General features: G+C 67.6%; 24 protein-coding genes and 1 riboswitch. Of the genes, 15 read left to right on the top strand and 9 right to left on the bottom strand.

The window, feature by feature from the left end; genetic code table 11:
* Window positions 1-79: 79 nt before the first annotated feature.
* A complete protein-coding gene (gene thiE, locus AC1DBN_RS04225; protein ID WP_314213798.1) occupies window positions 80-802 on the bottom strand; it encodes a thiamine phosphate synthase in 723 nt (240 codons plus the stop codon).
* A 27-nt stretch (window positions 803-829) separates the two neighbouring features.
* Window positions 830-948: riboswitch (TPP riboswitch) on the top strand.
* Between thiE and AC1DBN_RS04220 the strand changes: the two genes are divergently transcribed.
* The 3 genes from AC1DBN_RS04220 (at window position 942) to AC1DBN_RS04210 (ending at window position 3,401) form a co-directional block, all read left to right on the top strand.
* Entirely contained in the window at window positions 942-2,333 is a 1,392-nt protein-coding gene (locus tag AC1DBN_RS04220; protein WP_314213796.1) for an FAD-dependent oxidoreductase, read from the top strand. It overlaps the preceding riboswitch by 7 nt.
* Complete coding sequence (thiS, locus tag AC1DBN_RS04215; protein ID WP_091721612.1) at window positions 2,330-2,566, top strand: sulfur carrier protein ThiS; 237 nt, start codon at window positions 2,330-2,332, stop codon at window positions 2,564-2,566. The genes AC1DBN_RS04220 and thiS overlap by 4 nt, the downstream gene beginning before the upstream one ends.
* A gap of 4 nt (window positions 2,567-2,570) precedes the next feature.
* Entirely contained in the window at window positions 2,571-3,401 is an 831-nt protein-coding gene (locus tag AC1DBN_RS04210) for a thiazole synthase (RefSeq protein ID WP_477722615.1), read from the top strand.
* A gap of 100 nt (window positions 3,402-3,501) precedes the next feature.
* Here the strand turns inward: AC1DBN_RS04210 and AC1DBN_RS04205 are convergent, their stop codons facing one another.
* Genes AC1DBN_RS04205 through AC1DBN_RS04195 form a run of 3 tightly spaced genes read right to left on the bottom strand, consistent with a single transcriptional unit; the run spans window position 3,502 to window position 4,780 of the window.
* A complete protein-coding gene (locus AC1DBN_RS04205) occupies window positions 3,502-3,804 on the bottom strand; it encodes a hypothetical protein (protein ID WP_091721609.1) in 303 nt (100 codons plus the stop codon).
* Window positions 3,805-3,841: 37 nt separating this feature from the next.
* Window positions 3,842-4,066, bottom strand: coding sequence for a DUF3107 domain-containing protein (locus tag AC1DBN_RS04200; RefSeq protein ID WP_091721591.1), 225 nt, complete (start codon window positions 4,064-4,066; stop codon window positions 3,842-3,844).
* A 48-nt stretch (window positions 4,067-4,114) separates the two neighbouring features.
* Window positions 4,115-4,780, bottom strand: coding sequence for a TetR/AcrR family transcriptional regulator (locus tag AC1DBN_RS04195; protein ID WP_314213790.1), 666 nt, complete (start codon window positions 4,778-4,780; stop codon window positions 4,115-4,117).
* Window positions 4,781-4,865: 85 nt separating this feature from the next.
* On the opposite strand from AC1DBN_RS04195, the gene moeB reads away from it, so the two are divergent.
* Window positions 4,866-6,065, top strand: a complete 1,200-nt coding sequence (moeB, locus tag AC1DBN_RS04190) for a molybdopterin-synthase adenylyltransferase MoeB (RefSeq protein WP_091721568.1) — start codon at window positions 4,866-4,868, stop codon at window positions 6,063-6,065.
* 192 nt (window positions 6,066-6,257) lie between these two features.
* Here the strand turns inward: moeB and AC1DBN_RS04185 are convergent, their stop codons facing one another.
* Window positions 6,258-7,583 carry a glutamyl-tRNA reductase gene (locus tag AC1DBN_RS04185; RefSeq protein WP_314213787.1) on the bottom strand — a complete coding sequence of 442 codons (1,326 nt, stop codon included), beginning with the start codon at window positions 7,581-7,583 and terminating at the stop codon, window positions 6,258-6,260.
* A 158-nt stretch (window positions 7,584-7,741) separates the two neighbouring features.
* On the opposite strand from AC1DBN_RS04185, the gene hemE reads away from it, so the two are divergent.
* The 10 genes from hemE (at window position 7,742) to hemL (ending at window position 18,920) form a co-directional block, all read left to right on the top strand.
* Window positions 7,742-8,836: a uroporphyrinogen decarboxylase gene (gene hemE / locus AC1DBN_RS04180; protein ID WP_477722614.1), complete on the top strand. Its 1,095-nt coding sequence runs from the start codon at window positions 7,742-7,744 to the stop codon at window positions 8,834-8,836.
* 4 nt (window positions 8,837-8,840) lie between these two features.
* Complete coding sequence (gene hemG / locus AC1DBN_RS04175; RefSeq protein ID WP_314213784.1) at window positions 8,841-10,271, top strand: protoporphyrinogen oxidase; 1,431 nt, start codon at window positions 8,841-8,843, stop codon at window positions 10,269-10,271.
* A gap of 111 nt (window positions 10,272-10,382) precedes the next feature.
* Entirely contained in the window at window positions 10,383-11,399 is a 1,017-nt protein-coding gene (locus tag AC1DBN_RS04170; protein WP_477722613.1) for a hypothetical protein, read from the top strand.
* 112 nt (window positions 11,400-11,511) lie between these two features.
* Window positions 11,512-12,213, top strand: a complete 702-nt coding sequence (gene hemQ / locus AC1DBN_RS04165) for a hydrogen peroxide-dependent heme synthase (RefSeq protein ID WP_091721556.1) — start codon at window positions 11,512-11,514, stop codon at window positions 12,211-12,213.
* Window positions 12,210-13,475, top strand: coding sequence for a ferrochelatase (locus AC1DBN_RS04160; protein WP_477722612.1), 1,266 nt, complete (start codon window positions 12,210-12,212; stop codon window positions 13,473-13,475). The genes hemQ and AC1DBN_RS04160 overlap by 4 nt, the downstream gene beginning before the upstream one ends.
* Complete coding sequence (gene hemC / locus AC1DBN_RS04155) at window positions 13,472-14,470, top strand: hydroxymethylbilane synthase (protein ID WP_091721551.1); 999 nt, start codon at window positions 13,472-13,474, stop codon at window positions 14,468-14,470. Before AC1DBN_RS04160 ends, hemC begins: the two co-directional genes overlap by 4 nt.
* 7 nt (window positions 14,471-14,477) lie before the next feature.
* Window positions 14,478-15,344: a uroporphyrinogen-III synthase gene (locus AC1DBN_RS04150; protein WP_231994303.1), complete on the top strand. Its 867-nt coding sequence runs from the start codon at window positions 14,478-14,480 to the stop codon at window positions 15,342-15,344.
* A 57-nt stretch (window positions 15,345-15,401) separates the two neighbouring features.
* Entirely contained in the window at window positions 15,402-16,385 is a 984-nt protein-coding gene (gene hemB, locus AC1DBN_RS04145; protein ID WP_091721549.1) for a porphobilinogen synthase, read from the top strand.
* Window positions 16,382-17,485, top strand: a complete 1,104-nt coding sequence (locus AC1DBN_RS04140; RefSeq protein ID WP_314213774.1) for an LLM class flavin-dependent oxidoreductase — start codon at window positions 16,382-16,384, stop codon at window positions 17,483-17,485. Before hemB ends, AC1DBN_RS04140 begins: the two co-directional genes overlap by 4 nt.
* 103 nt (window positions 17,486-17,588) lie before the next feature.
* Entirely contained in the window at window positions 17,589-18,920 is a 1,332-nt protein-coding gene (gene hemL, locus AC1DBN_RS04135) for a glutamate-1-semialdehyde 2,1-aminomutase (protein ID WP_091721545.1), read from the top strand.
* A gap of 119 nt (window positions 18,921-19,039) precedes the next feature.
* Here hemL and AC1DBN_RS04130 read toward each other — a convergent pair whose 3' ends face one another.
* From AC1DBN_RS04130 to AC1DBN_RS04115, 4 genes are all read right to left on the bottom strand, one after another.
* Window positions 19,040-19,777 carry an amino acid ABC transporter ATP-binding protein gene (locus AC1DBN_RS04130; RefSeq protein WP_091721542.1) on the bottom strand — a complete coding sequence of 246 codons (738 nt, stop codon included), beginning with the start codon at window positions 19,775-19,777 and terminating at the stop codon, window positions 19,040-19,042.
* Entirely contained in the window at window positions 19,774-20,538 is a 765-nt protein-coding gene (locus AC1DBN_RS04125; RefSeq protein WP_314213772.1) for an amino acid ABC transporter permease, read from the bottom strand. The genes AC1DBN_RS04130 and AC1DBN_RS04125 overlap by 4 nt, the downstream gene beginning before the upstream one ends.
* Before the next feature lie 16 nt (window positions 20,539-20,554).
* A complete protein-coding gene (locus AC1DBN_RS04120; protein ID WP_091721540.1) occupies window positions 20,555-21,490 on the bottom strand; it encodes a substrate-binding periplasmic protein in 936 nt (311 codons plus the stop codon).
* A 323-nt stretch (window positions 21,491-21,813) separates the two neighbouring features.
* Window positions 21,814-22,524, bottom strand: a complete 711-nt coding sequence (locus tag AC1DBN_RS04115) for a 3'-5' exonuclease (protein ID WP_015937658.1) — start codon at window positions 22,522-22,524, stop codon at window positions 21,814-21,816.
* Between the two features lie 63 nt (window positions 22,525-22,587).
* On the opposite strand from AC1DBN_RS04115, the gene AC1DBN_RS04110 reads away from it, so the two are divergent.
* Entirely contained in the window at window positions 22,588-23,004 is a 417-nt protein-coding gene (locus AC1DBN_RS04110; RefSeq protein WP_314213769.1) for an MGMT family protein, read from the top strand.
* Window positions 23,005-23,120: the final 116 nt, after the last annotated feature.

Here is a 23,120-nt window from a genome sequence, read left to right as displayed (position 1 = left end):
ATCGGTGCGGGCGCGGTCGTGACGTGTTGCCGCGGACCGCGGTGCGTTCGGGAAACCGGGTTGTGGGACGTCCGCGGCTTCAGGAAGCCGCGGAGTCCAGTGCAGAACGAAGCGAGGCAGCGGCAGCAGCGGGATCGGCAGCGTCGGTGATGGCGCGGACCACCACGATCCTTGACGCTCCGGCCGCGACCACCTGGTCCACGTTGGAGTGGTCGATCCCGCCGATCGCGAACCACGGCACGTCACTGGGCGCCTTCGCGGCCGCATACTTCACCAGTTCCAGGCCGACGGCGGCCCGGCCGGGCTTGGTGGGGGTGGCCCAGAGAGGTCCCACGCAGAAGTAGTCGAGGCCGGCAGGTCCTGCGGCGTCGGCCAGCGCGGCGTCCACCTGCTCCGGCGTGTGGCTTGACAGGCCGATGGCGGCGTTGCCGTTGAGCAGCGTCCTTGCGGCCGGTACCGGCAGGTCCTTCTGGCCCACGTGGAAAACGGGAGCACCGGAGAGGACCGCAATGTCCGCGCGGTCGTTGACGGCCCACAGCCGCCCGTGCCGCTGGGCTGATTCCTTGAGGATGGCCAGCAGGTCCAGCTCCTCGGCCGCCTCGATGGACTTGTCCCGCAGCTGGATGATGTCCACGCCGCCTTCGAACGCGGCGTCCACGAACCCGGCGAAGTCGCCCCGGCCGCGGCGCGCATCCGTGCAGAGGTACAGGCGTGCGGATTTCAGTGCGCCGTTACCCGCCGCTGTGGTGAAGGCATCGGTGCCGGGTGCTGCGGCGGGGGCAGGGGAGTGGGACACATTCATGGCTGCAAGCCTAGTTCCTCTACACTTGCCTCGTACTGCGGGAGCCCGCGGCAGCTGTCACAAAGCGCCGGGCTGAGAGGGCGTCAGAGCCGACCGCTTGACCTGATCCGGTTAATGCCGGCGTAGGGAAGGAGACACCATGGGCATCCCCGAAAGCCCTCCGGACAGCATCGCAGAGCCAGCCGCTGTCCCGGCAATAGCCGCCGACGTAGCAGTGATCGGCGGGGGCGTCATAGGCCATGGCATCGCCTGGGAAGCCAGGCGCTCTGGCCGGTCCGTGGTGCTGATCGACGATGCACCGGGATCCGGAGCCAGTTGGGCGGCGGCAGGCATGCTGGCCCCCGTCAGCGAGCTGCATTACCAAGAGGAAGAGCTCCTGGGCCTCATGCTGGATGCATCGGAGCGCTGGCCGCAGTTCGCGGCGGACCTTAGCCGCGTGTCAGGCCGCGGTTCCGGATTCCTGGCGACGCCCACGCTCACCATTGGCGCCGACGCCGCCGACCGGCAGGCACTGATGGACCTGCGCGGCGTGCAGCAGGCCAATGGACTCGCCGTGGAACCACTGACGGTCCGTGAGGCCCGGCGCCGGGAACCGCTGCTCAGCCCCGCCATTGCGTGCGCACTCGATACCCCGGCAGACCACCAGGTGGATCCCCGGGGACTCGTGGAGTGCTTCCGGGCAGCCCTGGCCAACCACCTGCCAGCCGGCAGCGGCGTTGCCGGCACTGCGGTTGCAGACACTGCGGTTGCCGGCGCTCTGGACGGATTTGCCGTGGCGGACAGGGCAGTGGGACTGGAGTGGGCGGACGGCGCGGTGGCTGGTGTCCGGCTGGCCGGAGGCGGACTGGTGCTCGCCGGCGAAACGGTGGTGGCCAACGGCATGGCGGCGGGCTCCCTGGAGAACCTGCCGAGGGGACTCCGGTTACCTTTGCGCCCTGTGCACGGCGACATCCTGCGGCTGTCCGTCCCCCCGCACCTGCAGCCCTTGCTGACGTCCACCGTCCGCGGGCTGGTGCGCGGTGTGCCCGTCTACTTGGTTCCACGCGAGGACGGAACAGTGGTCATCGGCGCCACCCAGCGGGAGGACGCCCTGGTTGGGGCCGGCACTGCGTTCGGAGCCATGCCGGCGAGTGCCGGATCCAGTGCAGTGCCCGCCGGTGCAGGACCGGCCAGCGCAGTGTCCGCTGGCGGCGTGTACCAGCTGCTTCGCGACGCCCAGGTGCTGGTGCCTGCGGTCGCAGAGCTGGAGCTGCTCGAATGCACGGCCCGGGCCCGCCCGGCTACCCCGGACAATGCCCCGCTGCTGGGCAGGGTGCCCGTGGACGGGGGAGACGGCAGTGCAGCGCATGTCCCCGGACTCATCGTTGCCACAGGATTCTTCCGCCACGGCGTCCTCCTCACCCCTGCCGCGGCCGCCATCTGCCGCGACCTGATGGATGGGAAGGCCGACCCCCGGTGGCAGCCGTTCAGTCCTGACCGCTTTTCCGGCCGGATCCCGGCCCCCAGATTCAACATCAAGGAGACAGCATGAACATCACCCTGAACGGGGCATCCCGCACCGTGGCGGACGGTGCGTCCATCACGGCATTGGTCAGCGAGGTGACCGGACGCGCGCTTGCGGCCGACGGCCAGGCAACCGACGGACAAAGGCTGGGGGTGGCCGTAGCTCACAATTCCGAAGTGGTGCCCCGCAGCCAATGGCACGGCACCGCGCTCGCGGACGGAGACGACGTCGAACTCGTCACCGCAGTACAGGGAGGCTGACACCATGATTGAAGCGAACACCGTTTCCGAACCGGCCACCCATACCTCCGCGGCACCCGCCAGGCCTGATTCCCTCGTCATTGACGGCGTTGCCCTGGAGTCGAGGCTCATCATGGGAACGGGTGGCGCGCCCAGCCTGGACGGCCTGGGCGCCGCGCTTGTTGCCTCCGGAACCTCCCTCACCACCGTGGCCATGCGCCGCTACTCACCCGCAGAATCGGGCTCCCTGTTCCAACTGCTGGTGGACCACGGAATCCGGGTCCTGCCCAACACCGCAGGCTGCTTTACTGCGCGGGACGCCGTCCTGACCGCCGAACTGGCCCGGGAAGCGCTGGAAACCGACTGGGTGAAGCTGGAGGTCATCGCAGACGAGCACACGCTCCTGCCAGACGCCGTTGAGCTGGTGGATGCAACCGAACAGCTGGTCAACCGCGGCTTCAAAGTCTTTGCCTACACCAACGACGACCCCGTCCTGGCCCTTCGGCTGGAAAACCTGGGTGCTACCGCAGTGATGCCCCTGGGATCTCCTATCGGTACCGGGCTGGGAATCCTCAACCCGCACAACATCGAACTCATCGTTTCCCGGGCAAGCGTGCCCGTGGTCCTGGACGCAGGGATCGGCACGGCATCTGACGCGGCGCTGGCCATGGAACTTGGGTGCGACGCTGTCCTGCTGGCCACGGCGGTGACCCGTGCCCAGAACCCGGCCCTGATGGGTGAGGCGTTCAAGCACGCCGTCATCGCCGGGCGGCTGGCGAAGGAAGCCGGGCGCATTCCGCGCCGCGAGCACGCGCTGGCGTCGTCCGCCATGGAGGGCCGGGCCGAGTTCCTTTAGCCAGTGATGCTTCAGGGGATGTACCGCCTAGGGGATTGCACCGCTTAAACGACTGTGGCCGCCACCGTTGAAGGTGGTGGCCACAGCCGTTTAACGGTGACTAGCGCCTCAGGATGGCGGTCAGCCGATGGGTATCGTTCCTTGCCCGGGTGCGGCTCAGGACAAGCACTGCCCCGACGGATGCCGCCGCGCCCAGCACTATGGGCAGCACCCAGGGGAGCCACGTCAATCCGGGAAGGTAACCGAATCCCGCCGCCATCAGGATGATCCAGCTCAGTGCAGCCACCCCGACGGCCACGCCGGCCGGAAGGCCTGCGCCATACTTGGCATGACGCTTGTCATTGGCCCAGACAATGAAGCCGGCCGCAACGGTGGCCAGCACAACAATGATCAGGGAAAGCATGGGTCTCCTTCGGGAAGCACGGCAGTTCCAGCCGGTGCTAGAACTGCCCGAATCCTACGCGCCGGACTTCTTCCGCGCCGATTTCCACGTAGCCCAGGGCGTTGCCGGGAACAATGATCAGGCGCCCCTTGTCATCGGTGAGGCGCAGTTCGCTGCCACCCTTGATGGCTTCTCCCACAACATTGGCCACGGTCTCCGCATCCTGGTTTGATTCCAGGACGATCTCGCGGCCAACGTTCTGCACGCCGATCTTAATTTCCACAGGGGCCTCCCAGCCGGTCAGGTTCTTTGATGATGGTCTATTTGTAGTCTAGGACTCTTTGGGGAAGCGAGAGATTCCGCGCCAAGCTAAACGGTAGATGAGGTCGCTGGCCACATCGAGGTCCAGGTTGCCGTCCGTTTCCAGCCAGTACCGGGCGCTGACCTGCGCCATCCCCGCCAGGCCGCGGCCCAGCAGTTCCGCTTCGAGGTGGGGCAGCTTGGTGTCCCCGGCGATCACCCGCGCAATGGCATCGGCAAAGGTCCGGTTGAAAGTTTCGAGGCGCGAACTGACGTCGGGATCGTTGACGAGGTCGGACTCGAAGACCAGGCGGTGGGCCTGGTCGTCGCTGGCGATGAACCGGAAGTACGCCCGCATGACAGCCTGGACGCGTTCCTTATTGTCTGTGGTGGAGTTCAGCGCCCCCAGCATCAGGTCGGTCAGGGACGCAAGGTGGCTGTCCAGGAGGGCCAAGTACAGCTCGCGTTTGGACGGGAAGTGCTGGTACAGGACCGGCTTGCTCACATGCGCCGTCTCGGCGATCTCATCCATGGCGGCCCCGTGGTAACCGTTCGCCACAAAGACTTCCTGCGCTGCGGAAAGAAGCTGTGCCCGCCGTTCATCACGGGGGAGCCGGGCCGACCGTTGGCCCGCGGGTCGCGGTGAACTTTGCGGTTCGGCCGCCGGCGGGCGGTCAGCCCGTGCTTCATGGACCACAGTTGTCCTTCTTTCCATTGCAGTTACCCCCTACTTTACTGCGGGGTAATATGACCCGGCGGTACCCCGGGGCATACATTGAAGTATGCCTTCGCCGTTCACTGCAAATGTTTCAGCAGTTTCCCTTGATCCTTTGGTGGAACCCGCCCCGGAACTCACCTCCGAAGAGGTGGAACGGTATTCCCGGCACCTCATCATTCCGGAAATCGGCTCGGCAGGGCAGCGGCGGCTCAAGAACGCGAAAGTACTGGTTATCGGCGCCGGCGGACTGGGCTCGCCCGCCTTGCTCTACCTCGCAGCCGCGGGAGTTGGAACCCTGGGGATCATCGACGACGACGCCGTGGACCTGAGCAACCTTCAGCGCCAGGTCATCCACGGTGTGGCAGATGTCGGACGGCCGAAGATCGAATCGGCGCGCGACGCAATCGCCGCCCTGAATCCACTCGTGGACGTCCGGTTGCACCAGGTCCGGCTCGACGCATCCAACGCGCTGGAGCTGTTTGCCGATTACGACCTCATCCTCGACGGTGCAGACAATTTCGCCACGCGCTACCTCGTCAATGATGCTGCCGCGATCCTGGGAAAGCCTTATGTCTGGGGCTCAATCTTCCGGTTCGACGGCCAAGTGAGCGTCTTCTGGGAAAAGCATGGGCCCACCTACCGCGACCTCTACCCTGAGGCGCCACCGGCCGGCTCTGTTCCTTCCTGCGGCGAGGGCGGCGTCTTCGGCATGCTGTGCGCGGCAGTGGGGTCACTGATGGTGACTGAGGCAGTGAAGCTCATTACCGGCGTCGGGCGCTCCCTGCTGGGGCGGGTGGCGCTGTACGACGCCCTGGGAGGCAGCTGGCGTGAGATCCGCGTGTCCAAGGACCCGGCGGCCGCTCCCGTCACCGAACTGACCGACTACGAGGCGTTCTGCGGCATCGAGCCCCAGGCGCCGGCAGACACCGAACACACCGTCACCGCCGCGCAGCTCGCCACCATGCTGGCCTCACGGAAGGCCGGCCTGAAGGACTTCGACCTGGTGGACGTCCGCGAGCCGGGTGAATTCGAGATCGTCCGGATCGAGGGCGCCGTGCTCATTCCGCAGGGGAGGATCCTGGCGGGGGATGCCTGGGGGGAGATTGCCCAGGACCGGGACATCGTGTTCCTGTGCAAGGCGGGGACCCGCTCGGCGAACGTCCTGGCCGCGGCGCAGAAGGCAGGCTACCGGCGCGTGAGCCATCTCGACGGCGGCATTCTCTCCTGGGTGCGTGAGGTGGAGCCGCAAAAGCCCGTCTACTGACCCCACCACCAACGCCCGCTCACTTCCGGCGGCTTAACAAGCAACGCCCGCTCACTCCCTTGAGGATAGTGAGCGGGCGTTGGCGTTTTGTGCGCCACTAGTGAGCGCGGGTTGGGATTATTGCCGCCACTGGTGAGCGCGCGTTGGGATTGTTGAAGCCACTGCTGAGCGGCCGTGACGAACAGGGGAGGGTCAGGCGCTTTCGAGGCCCTTGTGGTCCACCGGGCATTCCGGCTGGCCGGCTGCGGGAGCTGCTGTTCCGGGCTGTTCCACGGTGATGCCGTAGAGCGCTTCCAGGGCCGCCACATAGTCGTCCTGCTGGCCGTTCGCGGCGAGCTCGCGGGCGCGCACTGTGGGTACGTGCAGCAGTTGCTTCACCATCCGGCGCAGGGCAAACTCCACTTCCTCGGCCGCTGCAGTGCAGCCGTGCCGGGCGCGGACCTTTTCCATTTCGGCGTCCAGGACGTCCATGGTGTGCCGGCGGAGGGCAACGATGGCCGAGTCCACGGACCGGGCTTCGCGTTCCTGTTCAAACGCCTTGGCTGCGCCCTTGACGATGCCACTGGCCTGCGCCAGCGATTCGGCCTGCTCCTGCGGCGCCGCCAGGCGCACGGATTCGAGCGTCAGCAGTTCCACGCCATCGAGTTCTCCCACCGCGGGATCGAAGTCGTGGGTAAGGGCCAGGTCAATGGCGATCAGCGGCTGGGTGGAGCCGGCACGGACCTGCGCCAGTTCGTCGGCTTCAACGCGGGTATCGGAACCGCTGCAGCCGATCATGACGTCCGCTGCGGCCACGGCCGGGCGGAGCGAGTCAGCGTCCAGGGCGGTGCCTCCCCGGGTGGCGACGAACCCTTCGGCACGGCCGGACGAGGAGAAGACCGACACATCGGTGCAGCCGCGTTCACGCAGCAGCGCCATGGTGGCGCCGGCGTACGCGCCGGTTCCAAAAACGACAACCTTTTTGGCGGACCAGTCAGGATTCTCGGAGAGGTCTGTGGCGAGGTCCAGGGCTACTGACACGATGGACAGGCCCCGCGAGCCGAGCGCGGTCTGGGCGCCCACGTCCTTGGCGGTCTTGGAGGCGGCCTGGAAAAGCCGGACCAGGCCTGAGCTGGCAGTGCCTTCATGCTGGGCCGTGATCAGGGCGCGCCGCACCTGGCCAGCGATTTCGCGTTCGCCCACGACGGCGGAATCCAGTCCCGCGCTCACGGCAAAGAGGTGCCGGGTCACTTCGGGGCCGGTCCGGGTGCTGAAGGAGCGCGACACGAGTGGTTCGGCGAGCCCGCTCTTGGCGCTGATCTGGGCCACGAGGGCAGCGCGGGCGGCCTCGACGTCGTCCGTATTCGGAGCCTCGCCGTAGATTTCGTACCTGTTGCACGTAGCCAGGACCACGGCCCCGGACACTGCCGGCGAGCCGGAGAGCACGGAAGCGGCAATCCCGGAGGAACCGTTGCTCAACTGAGCAACAGTCTCAAGATCGATGTCGGCGTGTGTAGCCACCAATGAAAAAAGAACCACAGCAGACCTATCATAGCTTTTTCGCAGCTCCGTAGAACAACAGGTAGGCCGAAGAGCGCCTGGAAGGGGCTGTGATTCCTGCCACCGGGCGGCGGCAGGGCCCATCCGTGACAGCCTGTCGTTATCTTTTGCCGCTGATTTTGGGCACAATCGAAGGCATGACTCCTAGCCCCGCCGTCTCCGCTGCCGGCACACTCGCCGCAGACCATCCGCTCATGGATGGCCGCACCGCAGACTCCCCGCTGATCACGGCCTACCGGGGCGGCAAGCCGTCCCGCCGCCCCGTCTGGTTCATGCGGCAGGCCGGGCGTTCACTGCCGGAATACCTTAGGGTCCGCGAAGGCATCGCCATGCTGGACTCCTGCCTCCGGCCCGAACTGGCCTCGGAGATCACCCTCCAGCCCGTCCGCCGGCACGACGTGGACGCAGGCATCTTCTTCTCGGACATCGTGATTCCGCTCAAGCTGGCCGGCGTGGGCGTCGACATTGTCCCCGGCGTCGGCCCCGTGCTGGACAAGCCCGTCCGGACGGCAGCGGATGTGGCCGCCCTTCCGAAGCTGACCTGGGAAGCCCTGGAACCCATCCGGGAAGCTGTCCGCCTCACCGTTGCCGAACTGGGCAAAACGCCCCTGATCGGTTTTGCCGGCGCGCCGTTTACCCTTGCCGCGTACATGGTGGAAGGCAAGCCGTCACGCGACCACCTGGGCCCGCGCACCATGATGCACGCAGATCCGGAAACCTGGAACGCCCTGGCCAACTGGGCTGCCGACGCCTCCGGCCTCTTCCTGCGCGCCCAGCTTGAAGCCGGAGCATCCGCGGGCCAGCTTTTCGATTCATGGGCAGGCTCGCTGGGCCTTGCTGACTACCAGCGGTTTGTGGCGGCGGCATCCTCCCGCGCCCTTGACCACGTCCGCCACCTTGGCGCACCGCTGATCCACTTCGGAACCGGCACCTCAGAACTCCTCGTTGCCATGCGCGACGTCGGGGTGGACGTCGTGGGCGTGGACTATCGCCTGCCGCTCGACGAAGCCAACCGCCGGCTGGGCGGCTCCGTACCGCTCCAGGGGAACATTGACCCCGCCCTCCTGTCCGCTCCGTGGGACGTCCTCGAAGCACACGTCCGCGAAGTCATTGCCGCCGGAGCCGGGGCACCCGGCCACGTCCTCAACCTCGGCCACGGCGTCCCGCCGGAAACCGACCCGGACGTCCTGACCCGCGTGGTCAAACTCATCCACTCCATCTCCCCGGAGTAGCCGCGTGGACAGCTCGCCGGCAGAAACCAGCCGGGCGCTGGTGGTGGGCGGGGGAATATCCGGCCTGCTCTCCGCGAGGGAACTCGCCGCAGCGGGTTACCGGGTGACGGTGCTGGAGGAAAGTGGCGCCTGGGGCGGCTGCGTCGGCAGCCACACGGTGGCCGGGATCAGCCTGGACAGCGGGGCGGAATCGTTCGCCACCCGGTCCGACGCCGTCGCATCCCTCGCCGCCGAACTCGCCCTGGACACCAACATCGTCACGCCCCGGCCTGGCGGCGCGTGGGTCCAGCTGCCCGAGGGCCCCCGCGAGCTGCCCAAGACAGGCGTCCTGGGCATCCCGGCCAATCCGTGGGACCCGGAAGTCCGGCGTTCCCTGGGCCTGTTCGGTGCGCTCCGTGCCTCAGCGGACCGCTTCCTCCCGGCGTCGGTAGGTGCCGGCACGGACGTGACGAGCGTGGCTGCGCTGGTCCGCGCGCGGATGGGCAAGCGCGTCCTGGAACGGCTGGTGGCGCCGGTGGTGGGGGGCGTCCACTCGGCGGATCCGGGGATGCTCGACGTCGACATGGTGGCGCCCGGTCTCCGTGCCGGACTGCGCCGGGAGGGTTCCCTCGCTGCCGCGGTTTCCGCGCTGCGCCGGGGCAAAGCCGGCGGCCCCGCAAAAGCCGGCTCCGCCGTCGCCGGACTCAAGGGCGGAATGCACACGCTGACCGACGCGCTGGTGGCAGACCTCGCAGCCAGGGGAGTGACCCTTTTGACGGGCACCCGCGCCGAATCCGCGGACCGCACGTCCAAGGGATGGCGGGTAACCGCCGGCCAAACAACCTACGACGCCGCCGTCCTGGTGGTGGCCACCGACGGTCCCGCCGCCGTCGACCTCCTGGCGCCGACGGTTCCGGGCATCGCAGGAAAGAAGCCCGGCGCCGGCCCCGACGTGAAGCTGGTGACCCTGGTCATTGGCAATGCGGCGCTGGACAGCCGACCGCGCGGCACCGGCGTCCTGGTGGCGCCGCAAACGCCCGGCATCGGTGCGAAGGCCTTGACGCACGCCACCGGTAAATGGGAATGGCTGCGCGAAGCCGCCGGGACGGGCCGGCACATAGTGCGGCTGTCCTACGGGCGGGCCGACGGCGACGGCGGGCCAGAGAAGCAGCGCGGTCCGGATACCGATGAGGAACTGCTTGCAGCTGCCCTGCACGACGCCTCGGCGCTGCTGGAAGTTCCCATCCGGCGCAGCGACGTTGTGGACTGGGACGTGGTCCGCTGGCGCGGCTCGCTGCCGTTTGCGGCGGTGGGACACCGTGCACGGGTAGCGTCCATCCGGGAAGCCTGCTCGGGAACCGGCGCCCTGGCCGTCGTGGGCGGCTGGGTGGCCGGCAACGGCCTGGCAGCCGTGGTGTCCGACACCCGGACGCAGCTGCGAAACCTGCTCTCCTGACCATCGCCGCTGGTCAGGAGGGCGGCACCAGCTTTGGGGCTCGCCCGCGCATATAGCGGCCGCGGTTGCAAACTTTTCTTTCCCTGCCGGCTTTGGTTAGGGTCGATGACCATGGTTCAACACAGGTCCGAGCTTTCAATGTCCCGGACCGGTATCCATGGGGGAATCCGACGCAGCGCAGCAGCAGCGGCAGTCGGAGCGGTACTGGTTCTCACCACAGGCGCGCAGGCGTCCCAGGCAGACCAGGGGACGGCTGACCCCGGCGACAGCGCCGCGTCGGCCACACTGGCCGCGGGTTCTTTGCCTGTCAATGTGTCCCTCGCAATCGGCTCCGGGGCGGCCAAGGAGCCCGGCGAACCCCGCGAAACAGCAACCGCGAAGGACACCCGCCGGCGGACGGCAGCCCCGGCCGTTATCTCCGTTCCGGCGTCGCTGGTCCCGGCAGTGCAGGCATCCCTGACGGCCACCGCCACCGTTGCTCCCACGGCCACCGCCACCGTTGCTCCCACGGCCACCGCCACCGTTGCTCCCACGTCCACTGCCAGGGCGCTCACTGCGCCGGCCGTGACCCTCCCGCCGGTTCCGCTCCCGGACTTGCCCCTGCCCTTGCCCTCCGGCAGCCCGGCCGGTCCATCGGCAACCGCCTCGGCACCTGCCGGTGCCGCCACCACGCAGGCCGCACCGGAAACGCGACAGTCCCAGGCCGCCCCCGAACTCCAGGCGGCCCAGCAGGCCCCTGCCGCTCCCCGGGCGAACGCGCCGCGGGTGCCCCCAACTGTGGCTGCGCCGGCAGCCTCCCAGCCATCGTCCACGGACGGCGCCGCGCCGTCCGCCGAAGCTGTTCCCGGCAGCGACGCATCTGCTGGCGGTGCTTCGGGCACTGCCGGATCGACGGGCGCGGACCGGCTGGTATCTGCAGCCAGGGGGCTGGGGCAGGTGGCGGACACGCGCGTGCCCCGGGCCGCAACACTGCCCGGCAGCGCCGCTGCGAGCAGTACCGTTCGGAGCACCGGCACGCTGACGCCGGCGCAGTCAGAAATGCAGACAGCTGTGGTGTGGCTGGGCATTGGGCTCGTTGCCGTGGGTGGTGCAGCGGGCCTCGTTTACCTGCGTCTTCGCAAGCCCTGACGGACACTCGCGCAGCGGCGGACGCCGGGGTGTCTGTGACATTGAGCACTTCTACACGCTGTAGAAGTATTCGGTTTCGACTTGGGGGTAACGAAGGGGCAAACTTGTAACCATGAGCCACACTTCTGCCGAATCTGTCACTAAAACCGAAGAATCAGCCGAGCAGTTCTTCACCCTCTGGACGGTCTTCAAGCGGTCCGGGCAGGTTGCCCGCAGCGCCGATGCTGCAGCTGACTTCGAAACGCTGCTGGAACGGCTCGCGGCCGCCGGTGTCACGCACCGCGGCAGCTACGACGTCTCGGCCATGCGCGCCGACGCCGACGTGATGGTGTGGCTCCACGGCCCCAAGCCGGAGGCTCTGCAGCAGGCCATCCGCGACATCCGCCGCAGCGACCTGTTCGCGGGCACGGAGATTGTCTGGTCGGCCATGGGCGTCCACCGCGAAGCCGAGTTCGCCAAGAACCACACGCCGGCCTACTCACGCGGCGTTGCCCCGGCCGAATGGCTGTGCGTTTACCCGTTCGTCCGCTCCTACGAGTGGTACATCCTGCCCGACGCCGAGCGCGGCAAGATGCTCCGCGACCACGGACTGCTGGGCCGCGACTTCCCCCAGGTCATCTCCAACACGGTCTCTTCCTTCGCCCTGGGCGACTGGGAATGGATCCTTGGCCTTGAGGCCCCCGAACTGGTTGACCTCGTCGACCTGATGCGCCACCTCCGTGCCACCGAGGCGCGGAACCATGTCCGTGAAGAGATCCCGTTCTACACCGGACGCCGGATCTCCGCCGAGGAAGTAGCCGAGGTACTCGCATGAGCCCGCTCGACCCCCAGACCGCCGTCGCCAACCCCGTCACCGAGGCCGGCCGCATGGCTCCCAAGAATTACGACGCCGTCCTCCTCGCCTCCTTCGGCGGCCCCGAGGGCCAGGACGACGTCATCCCGTTCCTCCGCAACGTGACCCGCGGCCGCGGCATCCCCGACGAACGGCTCGAGGAAGTTTCGCACCACTACCGTGCCAACGGCGGCATCAGCCCCATCAACCAGCAGAACCGTGAGCTGAAGGCCGCACTCGAGGCTGAACTCGCTGCCCGCGGCATCGAACTGCCCGTGCTGTGGGGCAACCGCAACTGGGCGCCGTACATTCCGGAGACGCTGCAGGACGCGTACGACGCCGGGCACCGCCGCCTGCTGATGGTCACCACCAGTGCCTACTCCTGTTACTCCAGCTGCCGCCAGTACCGCGAGGACATCGGCATGGCCCTGACGGAAACCGGCCTGGACGGACGCCTCGAAGTGGACAAGGTCCGCCAGTACTTCGACCACCCCGGCTTTGTGGAGCCGTTCATTGAAGGCACCGCCGCAGGCCTCGCCGAGGTCCGCGCCAAGCTGGCCGACGCCGGAACCCCCGACGCTCCGGTCCAGATCCTGTTCGCCACCCACTCCATCCCCACCCGGGATGCCGAGGCCGCCGGCCGGTCTGAGGGCGAACCGCGCGAATTTGAGGAAGGCTCCGCGTACGTGGCGCAGCACCTTGCCACCGCCGCTGCCGTCATTGAGCGCGTCAAGGAAGAATCCGGGCTCACCGCGGACTGGTCCCTGGTGTACCAGTCGCGGTCCGGTGCGCCGCACGTGCCGTGGCTCGAACCCGACATCAACGACGCCATCGAGGAACTCGCAGGCAAGGGCACCAAGGGGATCGTCATCGTTCCGCTGGGCTTCGTCAGCGACCACATGGAGGTGGTCTGGGACCTGGACACCGAGGCCCTGGAAACCTGTGCAAACCTTGGGCTGGCAGCTACCCGTGTCCCCACTCCGGGCACGCACCGGAAGTTCGTCGACGGCCTGGTGGACCTGATTTCCGAACGCACGCTGGCCAACAACGTCAGCGACCGCCCGGCGCTGACCGGCCTTGGTCCCTGGTACGACGTGTGCCGGCCCGGCTGCTGCGCAAACTTCCGTGGCGAGAAACCCACCATCGCAGGGGCGGACACCACCGTCGGCACCGGGCACGACCCGTATCCGGCCGCCGGATCCGGCACCGCCTCGGGCCAGTCCGGGGAAGCAGCGCAGCAGTGACTGTCCGCATCGGCACCCGGGCCAGCAAGCTCGCCCTGACCCAGACGCAGCAGACCGCGGACCAGCTCGCCGCCGTCGGAGGCTTCCCCGTGGAGCTCGTCCACATCCGGACCGACGGCGACGTCCTCACCGGGCCGCTCTCGCAGATGGGCGGCACAGGCGTGTTCGTGGCCGCATTGCGCGACGCCCTGCTTCGGGACGAATGCGACGTGGCGGTCCACTCGCTCAAGGACCTGCCCACGGGTGCCGCCGTGGGCCTGAGCCTCGCGGCGACACCCAAACGCGTGGACGTCCGCGACGTGCTGTGCGCCAGGGACGGACTCAAGCTCGCGGACCTTCCCGAGGGCGCCAAGGTGGGGACGGGTTCGCCGCGGCGCGCAGCCCAGTTGCGGGCCGCGCGCGCCGACCTGGAGATCGTGGATATCCGCGGCAACGTGGACACCCGCCTGGGCCGCGTCCCCGGACTGCCCGGCAACACCACCGCTGAGGTGGTTCCCGGGAAGTCCTGCGACCTTGATGCCGTGGTGCTGGCGGCCGCGGGCCTGGAGCGCATCAGCCGGCTGGACGCCGTCAGCGAATTCCTTGAACCCGACGTGATGCTCCCGGCCGCGGGCCAGGGGTCGCTCGCCATCGAGTGCCGGACCTCCGACGCGCCGCGCAAACCCGGAGCAACGGAGGGTTCCCAGGAAGTGCTGGCGCAGGCTCTGGCCGCCCTCGACGACCCCGACACCCGGCTGGCCGTCACCGCCGAACGCGCCCTGCTGGCCAGGCTCGAAGCCGGCTGCGCCGCTCCCGTCGGTGCCTACGCGTACCGCAAGGGCAGCATGCTCCACCTGGAAGCCGTGGTGTGTGCCGTGGACGGTAAAGCTTCCGTCCGGGACAAGCGCGCCACGGACGGGCTCACCGAAGTGGGCGCCACACTGCTGGGCATCGAGCTGGCCGAAGTCCTCCTTGCCGGCGGGGCCGCCGACATCGCCGACCTCCAGGCCTCCTGACCCGGCCATGACGATACCTTCCAGCGCACCGGGCCAGGACGGACCGCTCAGCGGAACCCGCGTCCTGGTGACCCGCAGCCCGGAACGGTCCGCGGCGCTTGTCCAGGCGTTGGCCCGGGCAGGAGCCACTCCCGTCCTGCTGCCGCTGATCGACTTTGAACGCGCGCCGGACCAGCATGCCCTGGATGTCGCCTGCGACGCCCTGGCCGCCGGTGCCTTCGACTGGCTGGTGGTCAGCAGCGCCACCACCGTCCACGTCCTGATGGAAAAGGCAGCGGAACGCGGACTGGAACTGGGCCGCCTGGTCCCTCAGGCCACCAGGATCGGGGCGATTGGACCTGCCACCCGCAGGATCCTGGAATCCCAGGGCCTGGCAGTGGAGCTGACGCCGGCCGGGGAACAGTCGGCCGCAGGCTTCCTGGAAGCCTGGACCGGGCGCGGCAGGGTCCTGCTGCCGCAGGCCGACATTGCCGCCGACACGCTGGCCGACGGACTTCGAAAAGGCGGCGGCGACGTGACCGCCGTAACGGCCTACCGCACGGTCGACTTCCCGGCGGCAGCGGAGCGCAGGCTCGCCGTGCAGCCGGAAGACGGCGGCGCCAGCCAGGCGACGGCGTCGTACACGCTGCTCACACCCGAAGCCGCAGCGGCCGAAATCGCCGGCGGACAAATCTCCGCCGTGGTGGCCGCATCCCCGAGCGCTGTGCGCCGCATTGCCGCCCTGTCACCGTTGGCCGGCTGCCGGCTCGTGGCCATCGGACGTTCGACGGCGGAACAGGCAGCCGCGCTGGACCTGCCCGTGGCCGCGGTGGCGGATGAGCCCACCCCCGAGGGGCTGGTGGCCGCCGTCGTGAAAGCCCTCACCCCGCCCTGACCGGGCAGACCACCCGGCCGCAGCAGCACCCACGCAACAACCTGAAGGACAGCATCCATGACTTTCCCCAGCCAACGCCCCCGCCGCCTGCGCACCACCCCCGCCATGCGACGGCTCACCGCCGAAACCCGGCTGGCCCCCGCCGAACTCATCCTCCCGGCCTTCATCCGCGAAGGGCTCACCGAGCCGAACCCCATTACGTCCATGCCAGGCGTGGTGCAGCACACCACTGACTCCCTGAAACGTGCTGCGGCCGAGGCGGTTGAACTTGGCCTGGGCGGCATCATGCTCTTCGGCATCCCGGAAACCCGCGACGCCGAAGGGACCGCCTCCCTCGACCCGGAGGGCGTCCTGAACAAGGCCATCCGCGACGTCCGTACCGAAGTGGGCGACGACCTGGTCATCATGAGCGACGTCTGCCTGGATGAATTCACCGACCACGGCCACTGCGGAGTACTCGACGCCGACGGGTACGTCGACAACGACCGCACCGTGGAGATCTACGCCAGAATGGCCGTTGCCCAGGCCGAGGCGGGTGCCCACATGCTGGGGCCGTCAGGGATGATGGACGGCCAGATCGCCGCCATCCGGGCCGCACTCGACGACGCCGGCCACGCCAACACCTCCGTGATTGCCTACTCGGCGAAATACGCTTCGGCGTTCTACGGCCCGTTCCGGGAAGCAGTCGATTCACAGCTCAAGGGCGACCGGCGGACCTACCAGATGGACGCCGGCAACCGCACCGAGGCGCTGCGTGAGGTGGAACTGGACCTCGCGGAAGGAGCGGACATCGTCATGGTCAAGCCGGCCATGAGCTACCTGGATATCGTCGCTGACGTCGCCGCCATGAGCCCCGTGCCGGTGGCCGCCTACCAAATCTCGGGGGAGTACGCGATGATCGAAGCCGCTGCCGCCAACGGCTGGATCGACCGCAAGGCAGCCATTGCCGAGTCCGTCCTCGGCATCCGCCGGGCGGGCGCCCACATGGTGCTCACGTACTGGGCCGCAGAGCTCGCCGGCTGGCTGAAGGAAGCCCGGTGACCGCGACTTCCGGCGAAGGACTGGTCCCGGAATCGCCGGCCGCGTCCCCAACGGCCCCAGTGGGCGGGGACCGCATCCTCCTCGGCCTGAACACGTTCGGCGATGTCGGCGTGAATCCGGACGGCAGCCCCCAACCGCACGCCGAAGTCCTGCGCCAGCTGCTGGAGCAGGCGGAGCTGGCAGACGCCGTCGGACTCCACGCCTTTGGTGTGGGGGAGCACCACCGCAAGGACTACGCCGTGTCCGCGCCGGAGGTCTTCCTGGCCGCAGCCGCGGCGCGCACGTCCCGGATCCGGCTCGGCTCCGCCGTGACCGTGCTGAGCTCCGACGATCCCATCCGGGTATTCCAGCGGTTCTCGACGGTGGATGCGATCTCGAACGGCCGCGCCGAAGTCATGCTGGGGCGGGGGTCCTTCGTGGAATCGTTCCCGCTCTTCGGCCTTGACCTGGCCGACTACGAGGTCCTCTTCGAGGAAAAACTGGAGCTTTTTGACAAGGTGCGGGCACAAAAACCCGTGCACTGGGAAGGACGGACCCGTCCCTCACTGCACGGGCTGAGCGTCTACCCGCCGCTCGAACACCACCTGCTGCCCACGTGGATTGGCGTGGGCGGAACCCCCGAATCCGTGCTGCGGTGCGCCCAGTACGGGTACCCGATCATCTTCGCGATCATCGGCGGCCAGCCGCGTGCCTTCGGTCCACTGGCGGACCTCTACCGCGAAGCCATGGGCAAATACGGACATCCCATGCAGCAGGTGGCCACGCACTCACCGGGACACGTCGCTGCCACGGATGAGCAGGCGCGGGAGGAGTTTTTCCCGCACTGGCTGGCACTGCGCAACCGGCTCGGTGCCGAACGCGGCTGGGGTCCGGCAGGTCGCGGCGAGTTTGATGCCCTCTGCGCCCCGGAAGGTGCCCTGTACGTCGGCTCCCCGGACACGGTGGCGCGGAAGATCGTCCAGCTGAAACGGAACTTGGGCGTGGACCGCTTCGACTTCAAGTACAGCAACGGACCGCTGCCGCATGCGGCCATGATGCGCTCCATCGAACTGCTCGGCACGGTGGTGGCTCCCAGGGTGGCAGACACCCTCGCCGGCTGACCTTCCGTGCCGCCTCCCGGCGTCCCGCGAAACCGGCCCCGGCACCGCCGCCAGCTGATCAGGGCGGCACCCGGTGCGCCGGCAAACTGAGAGAATAGGAACCATGACTTCCAGCACCCCTCGCAACGAGGAACTTTTCGACCGCGCCCGCAAGCTGATGCCGGGCGGGGTCAACTCGCCGGTCCGGGCCTTCGGGTCCGTCGGCGGCACGCCCCGGTTCATGGTCTCAGCCAAAGGCCCGTACCTGATGGACGCCGACGGCAACGAGTATGTGGACCTGGTGTGCTCCTGGGGTCCGGCCCTGCTGGGTCACGCCCACCCGGCCGTGCTTGACGCGGTCCACGCTGCAGTGGACCGAGGCCTGTCCTTCGGCGCCTCCACTCCGGATGAGGCCAACCTGGCCGAGATCGTCATGGAACGCGTCCCTGCCGTCGAACGGCTCCGCATGGTCTCCACCGGCACCGAGGCCACCATGACCGCCGTCCGGCTGGCCCGCGGGTTCACCGGCCGCAACCTCATCATCAAGTTCGCCGGCTGCTACCACGGACACCTGGACGGGCTGCTGGCCGCCGCAGGATCCGGCGTGGCAACCCTCGCCCTGCCCGGCTCGGCCGGTGTCACGGAGGCAACCGCGGCCGAAACCCTGGTCCTGCCCTACAACGACCTCGCGGCTGTGAAAGAGGCGTTCGCCACCCACGGGCCCAACATCGCGGCCGTCATCACCGAGGCAGCCCCTGCCAACATGGGCGTGGTCACTCCCGGCGAGGGCTTCAACCTGGGCCTCTCCCAGATCACCCGGGAGCACGGCGCGCTGCTCATCGTCGACGAAGTCCTGACCGGCTTCCGCACCGGCTACTCCGGCTACTGGGGGCTCACCGGCGGCGCTCCGGACGCAGCAGACCCGTGGACGCCGGACCTGCTCACCTTCGGGAAGGTCATCGGCGGCGGAATGCCGACGGCGGCCCTCGGCGGACGTGCCGACGTCATGGACTACCTCGCACCCACCGGCCCGGTCTACCAGGCCGGAACACTCTCCGGTAACCCCGTGGCGATGGCCGCGGGCGTGGCCACCTTGACCCATGCGACCCGTGACGTGTACTCCTACATCGACGTACGCTCACTGGAGCTGTCCTCCGCGCTGTCCTCTGCACTGGACGCAGCCGGAGTGGACCACTCCATCCAGTTCGCCGGAAACCTCTTCTCGGTGGCGTTCGGAACCTCGGCCCACGGGGTCCACAACTACGCAGATGCGCAGGGCCAGGAGGCGTTCCGCTACGCCCCGTTCTTCCACTCGATGCTGGAGTCCGGCGTGTACCTGCCCCCGTCGGTCTTCGAAGCCTGGTTCCTGTCCGCCGCGCACGACGACGCTGCCATGAACCGGATTTTCGACGCCCTGCCCGCAGCGGCCAGGGCTGCCGCAGCCGCGCAAGGCTAGTTTCCGCCCGGTCCAGCAAGACGAGGTGCCCCCATTGGCGAGGGCCGTCGTCGTGCGGCCTTGAACATGAAAAATCCCCGGCTGCGGCGCAACCGGGGATTTTCCTTGTGTTCCCGTGGCTAGAGGACGTCTGAGAGGAAGCCCCTCAGACGGTCCGTCGCGGGAGCCGTGAAGATCTGTTCCGGCGGGCCGGACTCCACCACCACGCCGGCGTCCATGAATGTCACAGTGTCCGACACGTTCCGGGAGAAGCCCATCTCGTGCGTCACCACCACCATGGTCATGCCGCCCTTGGCCAGGTCCGTCATCAGCGCAAGGACACCCTTGACCAGCTCGGGGTCCAACGCTGATGTGGCCTCGTCGAAGAACATGACCTCGGGCTTCATGGCCAGTGCGCGGGCGATCGCGACGCGCTGCTGCTGGCCGCCGGAAAGGTTGGCCGGCCGGACATCAGCCTTGTGCTTCAGTCCCACCAGGTCCAGCTGCTCCAGGGCCTCGGCACGCGCCTGGTCCTTGGGCAGCTTCCGCAGCTTGCGCAGGGCCAGCGTCACGTTCTCCGCCACAGTCTTGTGCGGGAAGAGGTTGAACTGCTGGAACACCATGCCGATCCGCTGGCGCAGCTCGTCCGGATTGTCCTTCAGGACCGAGCGGCCATCCAGCAGGATGTCGCCCTGGTCCGGCTCGATCAACCGGTTCATGACCCGCAGCAGGGTGGACTTGCCCGAACCTGAAGGGCCGATCACCGATGCGGTGGTGCCCTTCTCCACATGCAGGTCGATGCCGCGCAGGACGTGGTTGTGTCCGAACGAAAGGTGCAGGTTCTTGCCGGTCAGGGTTCCGGAAGCGAATTCCGTCATGCCTGTGCCCCCTTGCCGATAGGTGCTGCCACGTCGTCGGGTTCTTTCTTCTCCGGCCGGCCCGTGCGGAGCCGGTTATCGATGAAGTTGACGAAGTGGGTGAGCGGGACGGTCAGGATCAGGTACAGGACGCCCGCAGCCACCAGCGGCGAGAGATTGCCCGTGTTGGCCATGGCATCGTTGCCGATCCGGAAGATTTCGCGGTCCGAGGCAGCAAGGCCCAGCATGAACACCAGCGAGGAGTCCTTCAGCAGCGAGATGAACTGGTTCACCAGGGCGGGGAGGACCCGGCGGATACCTTGCGGCACCACCACCAGGCGCATGGAACTGCCGTAGCTGAACCCGAGCGCCCTCGACGCCTCAAGCTGGCCCTTTTCAACGCTCTGGATGCCTGAACGGAAGATCTCGCCAATGTACGCGGCGGCGACCAGGGTCAGGGCCAGGATGCCCAACGGGTACGGGTTCCGCGAGCCCGTGATTTCCCGGGCAATCGGGCTCAGGCCGATGCCGATCACCAGGATCACGAGGATGGCCGGGAGGCCACGGAAAATGTCCGTGTAGATGCGGGCAACCCAACGCGCACCGGCGTTCCGTGAGATACCCATCATGGCCAGCAACAGTCCCAGCAGGGAACCGAGGATGCCGGAGGCCACGGCGAGGATCAGGGTGTTGGGCAGGCCCACCGACAACAGGGAGGGAATGACCTTGGCCATTTCCTCCCAGTTGAAGAAGGTGTCAGCCAGTTGATCGAGGAGATCCATAAACGTCCCGGCTCAATCAGCTCTGGGGAGCCGTGGCGGCCTTGCTGCCCGGCTTCCAGTCAGTCGGCGTTTCGCGGTCCGGGTACCACTCCTTGGTGAGCTTGGACCAGGTGCCATCGGCAATCACGGCGTCCAGGCCGGAGTTCAGGGCGTCGATCAGGGGCTGGTTGTCCTTGGCGACGGCGTAGGCCGTGAAGTTCTGCGTGTTGACCACGGACTCGGCGATGACGGTGCCATCACCCTCCTTGACCTGGCCGGTTGCCTGCTGCGACGGCGCCACCCAGGCGTCCACCTGGCCGTTGCGCACGTTGGCGTAGACCGTGGCGTAGTCCGGGAAACGGATGGGCTCGAGCTTGAGCGTGTTGGTGACGTAATCGTCCTGGACCGTGCCCTGGACGACACCGATGCGGAGGTCGCCCTTGAGGTCGTCGAAGCCCTTGACGTCGCTGTCCTTCTTGGCGACAACAGCCATGAAGCCGAAGTCGTAGCCGTTGGTGAAGCCAACGTTCTGGCGGCGGGCGTCCGTGGTGGAGATCGAGGAGGATCCGACGTCGAACTGCTTGGTGGAAACCTGGGACAGCAGTGCGGAGAAGTCCGTAGCTACGAACTCGACCTCAAGGCCCAGCTTGCCGGCGATGGCGCGCAGGAGCTCGTTATCGTAGCCGGTGAACTTGCCGGACGGGTCGATGAAGATGTTCGGCGGGGCGTCGGAGAGCGTGCCCACTTCGAGCTTGCCTTCGGTGTTCAGGCCAAGCTTGGTCTTGTCGATCTTGTCGACAGGGGTGACATCGGCAGTGGTGTACTTGTCCAGCGTCTGCTGGTCGCTGCCCTGCAGGGCGTCCGTGGGCGTTCCGCTCGGCTGGGAAGAGCCGGAGCCGCATGCGGCCAGGGAGACCGCCAGTGCAATGGCAACGGGAGCGGTAGTCAGCCACTTCATCGCTTTGATTTTCATCAGGTTGTCACTTTCATTGAGTCTTAAGTCAGCCGGGCCGCAAGGCTGCGCTGGTGGCGCCTGGCACCTGCCCGGTGCTGGTCCAGCATGGCCAGGGCAGGGGTGACCGCAAAACTAAATTCTCTCACCTTGGGCAAACACTGCCGTGAGGCGAAGATCCGGGCACCAAGCTGAGACAAGACCGTATGAAATTCGGCCAATGGTGCGTCCCGGGCACCGGGCGGCCGGTCAAATCCAGTACAGCCGAACAGATGGGTGCTCCCGGACGCGCCAAATGTTACGCGGCACTACTGTGACGTGCCTCGCAGCAGGGTTATGGGGGCTTAGAACCCGCCGCCGGTAGCGTCCTGCGGGGGCAGGACGGGCCAATCACCTTCGATGACGGCCGTGGGCTTCGTCTTGCGGAGATACCCCTGGAAATCCGCGGCCTGCGTCACCGCCCAATCCACCTGCAGCTGATGGAGCTGGCTTGCGGGCATCATCAGTTTAGGGAATTTACCTGCCATGGCGTCCAGGACCTTCAAGGTGGCCAGGGCATCGGCTGCGGAAGTGTGGGCATTGTCGAGGACCACTCCGTACTCCTCGCAGAGGGCCGTCAGGGTGCGTTTGCCCTTGCGGTAGCGGTCCACCTGCTTGTTCATGATGTAGGGGTCCAGCACGGGGAACCGGGTGAGCTGGGGAACACCGTACCGGGCCGACTCCGCCGCCAGGACGGTGAAGTCGTAGCTTGCGTTGAACGCGATGACGGGGACGCCGGTATCGAAAAGTTCCTGCAGCACTGCAGCAAGCTCCCTGGTGACCTCATGCGCGGGACGGCCGTCCTTGCGTGCCTGCTCCGTGGTGACGCCGTGCACATCGCTGGCTTCGGTGGGGATTTCAACCCCGGGATCGGCCAGCCACTCGTGCTCCCGGATGACCTCGCCCCTGTGGTCCACGACGGTGACCGATGCGGTCACTATCCGGGCGGCCCGCGAGTTGCGTCCGGTGGTTTCCAGGTCAAAAGCGGCGCGGGGGAGGGTGTTCCAGGTGCTCATACCTCCACGCTAAAGGGACCCCCGGACAATTCCGTGGAACGCCACTGCGGCTACATTGGATCAATGCGGATTGAGTATGTGCAGGCGGTCCTCGCCATCGTGAGGATGGTGCCGGCAGGATCCGCGGTATCGTATGGCGACGTCGCGGAACTGTTGGGTTCCGGGGGACCGCGCCAGATCGGTTCGGTCATGAGCCACTACGGCAACGGCGTCCCGTGGTGGCGGATCCTGAAGGCCAGTGGACACGCCCCCGAAGGACACGAGGCGGACGCGCTGGGCCGATACCTTGATGAAGGGACGCCGTTGGTCGGCGCCTACCGGGAGTGGCAGCGCACCGGAGACGGCCGGTGGCGGGTGGACCTCCAGGCGGCGCGCTGGGCACCCGATGGAGAGGATTTCGACCGGATGGATGCGGTGGCGGAGCAACTGGAGCGCGAGCTCCACAGATTGTCAGTGGCTGATGATGGGATGTCGGTGTGACGGTAACACTCCCACTGACAGGCCCCCTCGAGGACTACCCGGACCCGGCTGTCCAGGTTTTTGGCGACCGCGGCGGGGCGGGCGGGGAAGCTCCTGGCGGCCGCGCTGCGCAGGGT

This window comes from Pseudarthrobacter sp. 10T415 (assembly GCF_056394175.1).
This window is presented reverse-complemented; position numbering and strand designations above follow the sequence as displayed.

What these genes read in the sequence shown, in the direction of transcription:
- hemE (WP_477722614.1), top strand. Translation starts at nt 7,742, where the DNA reads ATGACTCCTAGCCCCGCCGTCTCCGCTGCCGGCACACTCGCCGCAGAC.
- AC1DBN_RS04205 (WP_091721609.1), bottom strand. Translation starts at nt 3,804, where the DNA reads ATGCTTTCCCTGATCATTGTTGTGCTGGCCACCGTTGCGGCCGGCTTC.
- AC1DBN_RS04125 (WP_314213772.1), bottom strand. Translation starts at nt 20,538, where the DNA reads ATGGATCTCCTCGATCAACTGGCTGACACCTTCTTCAACTGGGAGGAA.
- hemQ (WP_091721556.1), top strand. Translation starts at nt 11,512, where the DNA reads ATGAGCCACACTTCTGCCGAATCTGTCACTAAAACCGAAGAATCAGCC.
- hemB (WP_091721549.1), top strand. Translation starts at nt 15,402, where the DNA reads ATGACTTTCCCCAGCCAACGCCCCCGCCGCCTGCGCACCACCCCCGCC.
- AC1DBN_RS04150 (WP_231994303.1), top strand. Translation starts at nt 14,478, where the DNA reads ATGACGATACCTTCCAGCGCACCGGGCCAGGACGGACCGCTCAGCGGA.
- moeB (WP_091721568.1), top strand. Translation starts at nt 4,866, where the DNA reads ATGCCTTCGCCGTTCACTGCAAATGTTTCAGCAGTTTCCCTTGATCCT.
- hemL (WP_091721545.1), top strand. Translation starts at nt 17,589, where the DNA reads ATGACTTCCAGCACCCCTCGCAACGAGGAACTTTTCGACCGCGCCCGC.
- AC1DBN_RS04210 (WP_477722615.1), top strand. Translation starts at nt 2,571, where the DNA reads ATGATTGAAGCGAACACCGTTTCCGAACCGGCCACCCATACCTCCGCG.
- AC1DBN_RS04110 (WP_314213769.1), top strand. Translation starts at nt 22,588, where the DNA reads ATGCGGATTGAGTATGTGCAGGCGGTCCTCGCCATCGTGAGGATGGTG.
- thiE (WP_314213798.1), bottom strand. Translation starts at nt 802, where the DNA reads ATGAATGTGTCCCACTCCCCTGCCCCCGCCGCAGCACCCGGCACCGAT.
- AC1DBN_RS04220 (WP_314213796.1), top strand. Translation starts at nt 942, where the DNA reads ATGGGCATCCCCGAAAGCCCTCCGGACAGCATCGCAGAGCCAGCCGCT.
- AC1DBN_RS04160 (WP_477722612.1), top strand. Translation starts at nt 12,210, where the DNA reads ATGAGCCCGCTCGACCCCCAGACCGCCGTCGCCAACCCCGTCACCGAG.
- AC1DBN_RS04130 (WP_091721542.1), bottom strand. Translation starts at nt 19,777, where the DNA reads ATGACGGAATTCGCTTCCGGAACCCTGACCGGCAAGAACCTGCACCTT.
- thiS (WP_091721612.1), top strand. Translation starts at nt 2,330, where the DNA reads ATGAACATCACCCTGAACGGGGCATCCCGCACCGTGGCGGACGGTGCG.
- AC1DBN_RS04170 (WP_477722613.1), top strand. Translation starts at nt 10,383, where the DNA reads ATGGTTCAACACAGGTCCGAGCTTTCAATGTCCCGGACCGGTATCCAT.
- AC1DBN_RS04115 (WP_015937658.1), bottom strand. Translation starts at nt 22,524, where the DNA reads ATGAGCACCTGGAACACCCTCCCCCGCGCCGCTTTTGACCTGGAAACC.
- AC1DBN_RS04120 (WP_091721540.1), bottom strand. Translation starts at nt 21,490, where the DNA reads ATGAAAATCAAAGCGATGAAGTGGCTGACTACCGCTCCCGTTGCCATT.